The sequence below is a fragment of the Acinetobacter genomosp. 15BJ genome (genome assembly GCF_000400715.1).
Classification (GTDB): domain Bacteria; phylum Pseudomonadota; class Gammaproteobacteria; order Pseudomonadales; family Moraxellaceae; genus Acinetobacter.
This window is the reverse complement of record NZ_KE007349.1, coordinates 61,437-62,140: the sequence shown is the minus strand read 5'-3', so window position 1 is coordinate 62,140 and position 704 is coordinate 61,437. Positions and strand designations below refer to the sequence as shown.

Below are 704 nucleotides of genomic sequence, written 5' to 3'. Positions count from 1 at the left end.
TGACCACCATTCACCGCATCTTTTGAACCTGCTGCAATCGTGCCATCTGCAACACCACTGATCTTGCCTGTAGCACCATCAATGTTCACGTCACCGACTTGCACTGAATCAAATGACACATCATCCGCTGTCGCTACTTCATAGATGTCTTGTCCATCTGCACCTGTGGTTTTAGAAACGGTGATGTTCTTACCTTCTGTCACTTCTGTTTTTGCTGCTGCCGCTGCATCATCCAACTGTCCTTTGTTGACTGCATCGGTATCGTTCACACCTGCACCAACATTGGTGATTGGGTTGCCTGCTGCATTAATCCCTGACTTAGTAATACTTGGGCCATTGGTAATGGTCACACCATTGTCATTAATCACCGTATCGCCTGCAGTCACACTATCCACTTTCAGGTCTTTATTTAGACCGTATTGGATGGTGTTGCCATCTTTGGTTACAGTCAGGTTATCTTCGCCTTCGACCGTACCAATATCTACCGTATCTGTTGCTTTGATTGCACCTGCATTGGCACCATTGCTTTGTAGGTTCCAGCCTTTGTCTAGCTCAGTAATCGCATCACCAACGTTGTTGCTTTCTACACCGTTCACGGTATAGCTTGGTGCGGTCACTGTGCCATCTGGATTAACAACTGAACCACCGCCTAATGCATCAGAGACGCTCTTCGCTGTCCCCGCCAATTGGCTGCCATTGATGGC

Annotated in this window: 1 pseudogene; it reads right to left on the bottom strand. The window is 47.7% G+C overall.

Annotated features, from left to right (window positions below):
- Positions 1–704 (bottom strand): annotated as a pseudogene (locus F896_RS03630) (hypothetical protein); the annotation flags it as partial.